The organism is Tissierellales bacterium (assembly GCA_025210965.1).
GTDB lineage: Bacteria > Bacillota > Clostridia > Tissierellales > JAOAQY01 > JAOAQY01.
Genome location: JAOAQY010000056.1, coordinates 1 through 3,517, shown reverse-complemented (window position 1 = coordinate 3,517; position 3,517 = coordinate 1). Strand labels below are relative to the sequence as shown.

The 3,517-nt window shown below is 31.2% G+C and carries 5 protein-coding genes; 4 read left to right on the top strand and 1 reads right to left on the bottom strand.

Annotation, left to right across the window (positions count from 1 at the left end):
- Positions 1–358 precede the first annotated feature (358 nt).
- The 4 genes from N4A40_04050 (at position 359) to N4A40_04035 (ending at position 2,351) form a co-directional block, all read left to right on the top strand.
- Positions 359–706, top strand: coding sequence for a hypothetical protein (locus tag N4A40_04050; GenBank protein ID MCT4661011.1), 348 nt, complete (start codon positions 359–361; stop codon positions 704–706).
- A 70-nt stretch (positions 707–776) separates the two neighbouring features.
- Positions 777–1,106 carry a hypothetical protein gene (locus N4A40_04045; GenBank protein ID MCT4661010.1) on the top strand — a complete coding sequence of 110 codons (330 nt, stop codon included), beginning with the start codon at positions 777–779 and terminating at the stop codon, positions 1,104–1,106.
- The gene (locus N4A40_04040; protein ID MCT4661009.1) at positions 1,085–1,831 is read left to right on the top strand and encodes a hypothetical protein; all 747 of its coding nucleotides are present in this window, start codon (positions 1,085–1,087) and stop codon (positions 1,829–1,831) included. Before N4A40_04045 ends, N4A40_04040 begins: the two co-directional genes overlap by 22 nt.
- 19 nt (positions 1,832–1,850) lie before the next feature.
- Positions 1,851–2,351, top strand: a complete 501-nt coding sequence (locus N4A40_04035) for a hypothetical protein (GenBank protein ID MCT4661008.1) — start codon at positions 1,851–1,853, stop codon at positions 2,349–2,351.
- Between the two features lie 236 nt (positions 2,352–2,587).
- On the opposite strand, the gene N4A40_04030 is transcribed toward N4A40_04035, so the two are convergent.
- Complete coding sequence (locus N4A40_04030; protein ID MCT4661007.1) at positions 2,588–3,082, bottom strand: YdeI/OmpD-associated family protein; 495 nt, start codon at positions 3,080–3,082, stop codon at positions 2,588–2,590.
- Positions 3,083–3,517: the final 435 nt, after the last annotated feature.

Here is a 3,517-nt window from a genome sequence, read left to right as displayed (position 1 = left end):
TCGTACGCCTCAGATAACAATATATCTTCATATGTAAATTTTTCTTTCCTTGTATACCCCATTTCCCCAAGATACTGCTTCACTAACATCGCTTGACTCCCCTAAAATTCAACTTCTAGTCACGATTTCTATAAATGTCTTCACATTTATTTATACACCCATACTTTGAATTTATCAAGCGTTCTTACGCGAATGGTAGTTATTTGGGTATGAAAGGTAGAAATGTTGGTAATAAATGTCATTTTATGATTAAATAGCTACCTTTCGCGAAAACATATTGAATTCTTTTATTTAAATATGTATAATTACTAAAAGTTAAAGAAGAATTTGCATTTTATTAACAAAAGGAGTGTTTTTTATGGCATTAGTAGCATCAGCCACTATCTGTGAGCATGTTCAAGAACTTGCTAACGGAAATATCAATTGTAATAACGTAATCAATACTTTTCACGGATTAGGTGAAACCTATTTTGAATTAGCTGTAACCTATAAAACTAATAATGAATCCTTCGTTGAAGGATATAAAGTACAAGATTATACCGGTAAAATTCTTGGAGAATTTGAAAATAAGCTAACCCCAACTGACGAGTTTCATATATCAATTACTGAGTTAGAATTGGATTTAGAAAATCCTGGTATTCATTTTATTGAAATTTTAGTAAATGGAGAATGCAAAAGTAGAATTCCATTTCAAGTATTATCGTAGTATTCAAATTCGTAAGGACATGAATTTGAAATAAATTAAGCAAGGAGGCATTTTATTATGCATGTAACAAGTGGTGGGGGATCAAGAACCAGTAGATTCTCAAGAAATTATAGCAGTAAATCAGATAGAACAAAATCACGTTCTAGAAAATCATCAAGCAGTTCATCAAAGAAATCAAATGAGAGTTCATCTTATCAACGAAGTTCGTCAAGCAAAAAACCCAAAAGTTCAAGTAAGGCATCTGGCAATGTATCCAGAACTAGCTATTCTTCTTCATCTAAAAAATCTTCAAAAACGTATTCATCTAAATCAATGTCACGAAGTCGCAGAAGTCTCAATAGAAGAATTAATGACCCTAAAAAACGGGATGATTTTAGAATGGGTAGTGAAAAAAAAATAGAGAAGAGAGTTGATGACAAAAGAAAGGAAAGAGCTAGAAGAAAAGAGCGAGAACGAAGAAGACGACGAAAACGTGAAAGAGAACGTGAAAAAGAAAAAAGAGTTGAAAATAGTAAAATTCCAGCAAAATCGAGTTCAGAAATAAAAAGACCTGCTGGAAAAGGTAATTTAGAAATAAAAGACCCTGTAAAGAAAGTCATCAATAAATCAGATAATAATATATCGTCTAGCAATAATAGCATTTCTGGTATTTCTGTTAACTATGGTGCTCATGTGATAGGAGGAATATCTAATAGTAGAACTTTAGCTTGGGATAAAAATGGCAATATAGCCATATTGGATTCTAGCGCTAAAACAGTTACTTCAGATTTTGAAGTTAGCGCTGGTATTAGTGGAATGAAATCTAATGCAAAAAATATTGATGAATTAACTGGAAAATCACTAGAAATAGGTGTAGGAGCTGATACTCCCTTAGTTTCAGTTGGTATTAATTACAATGCTTCAATATCTCAAAATGGTGGTGAAGTTGTAAATCATTCAGTTGGCCCAAGTTTTGGAGTCGGACTCTCACCTGCTGAAATTGAAACAGGATTATCAGATACTAAATTAAAAGCTAAAATTAATTTAGACTCATTAAAAGGTGAATATCATGGCAGTTTATTTGGTCAAGATTATAAAGTCGAAATCGATCTAAAAAAAGGTGATTTAAAAATTGGAAAAGAATAAATCAATTCGAGGTGTTTTTATGAAATTCGATAAAAAAACATATTTAAAATGCTATTTAAACTTTGTATTTTTGTTAAGTTCTTCAATTGTAGCAACCATGACAATGCTTTTTTACAATATTGCATATATGCTCTTTTTAGCTTTGTTTCTACACACCTCGATTCCTAAACCAATAAAATTTTTTAGACCAATTCCAGCTTTAATAGGTTTTCTAATTACATTATTTATTTATGAAAAATATTCTTCATATGAGCCTAAATCACTAGAAATATCTGGAGATAATCTTATAGTCAAAAGTCTTTTTTCTTCTAGAATCATTCCGTTTTCAAAAATTAAATTTGTAAAAAAAAGTAATCGCAAACACCACTACACTATGCAATCTTATTATAGACAATCTTATTTTATAACCTATACAAATTATAAAAATAAAGAACAAAATATAAGAGTAGTGTGGCACGCTTATAATGGTGATTTTAAAGCTTTCGAAGATGAAATGATTAGGGCGATAGAGTGTAGCTGATTCTAGCCCTTTCATATATTTCTCTATTGTTACTAATTTACTTTTCACAAATGTTATTTCTGAAACTCCCACGCCTAAAAGCATGTGGGGCTTAGGTACTATAAACTTCCTTTAATCCATTGACTTCTTTATCATGCATTTTCTTGAAATCATCATATATTTCTAAACATTTATATAGATAATGTTGTGGAGTTTATTATCGTGATATGAAAAATGACCTTTTTCAAGGTCATTTTTCATATCAGTAGTTTACCGCCTTTAGATACTTTCATATCCGTACAACGACTGTGATCAAAACAACAAGGTCTACGTTTCTGATCATTGAGCATGGATATCATAGTATTTATGCGCTTAGAACGAGTATTAGGATTTTTTGTAAATCGAATCCACCGAAACCATTCCCAACGTGCTTTAACCGTCAAATCTTGCCATGTGGATAGTAAATGATTATGTGTAAGGGCCAGTTTTATATCTTCATTCAAATGTGGTTCAATCCAAATTTCCGATACCTCTATTGAAATCTTTAAAAACACATCATTTGAATAGTTATCAGGTACATAAAACCAGTGTCCTTGATAGCCACTGGGCTCAAGTGGTAGGATGAATCGTTCATCGTCAATCTGAACACTACCCATAACGAGCCCACGAGATGGGAGCTTATAATCAACACTCGCTGGTATTAAAATAATAGCTTGATTATTTATATGTGTTACTTTTGCTTCAAAGTTCATATTATTCTCCTTTAAAATCTTGATACCCTTATGCGACATGCTCCCCCACTAAATCTAAAAAAGGTTTTGAGGGGGCTTCTTTGAGCTTTGGCAAGCTTAGATTCTAAACTTAAAAACTTTATTTATTTTCACACCGCCCTTACGACTTAATTGTATCGCATTTAAAGTTGGGTGTACATGTGAATATTTGGTAACAAATGTTACTTTTCACTTTTGTTACTAATAACATAGTAATATTATCACATCTGTTACTATGTTGGCTAAATGTGTATAACTATTTGGATTTGCTTTTTGTTAATCCACAAATAGCACAGTCTATTCACAATTTTTGCAAAAGTAAAGTACATTTCTTCAAATGAAAAAATGTACTTTGTCTTTTTGTATTTTATTTGTTTGAGTTCTCCATTTTGTACCAATATATCATTCCATTTTCTA

Bases quoted from the DNA above. Each gene is read 5' to 3' on its own strand.
- N4A40_04050 (MCT4661011.1), top strand. From the start codon at position 359: ATGGCATTAGTAGCATCAGCCACTATCTGTGAGCATGTTCAAGAACTT.
- N4A40_04040 (MCT4661009.1), top strand. From the start codon at position 1,085: ATGGGTAGTGAAAAAAAAATAGAGAAGAGAGTTGATGACAAAAGAAAG.
- N4A40_04035 (MCT4661008.1), top strand. From the start codon at position 1,851: ATGAAATTCGATAAAAAAACATATTTAAAATGCTATTTAAACTTTGTA.
- N4A40_04030 (MCT4661007.1), bottom strand. From the start codon at position 3,082: ATGAACTTTGAAGCAAAAGTAACACATATAAATAATCAAGCTATTATT.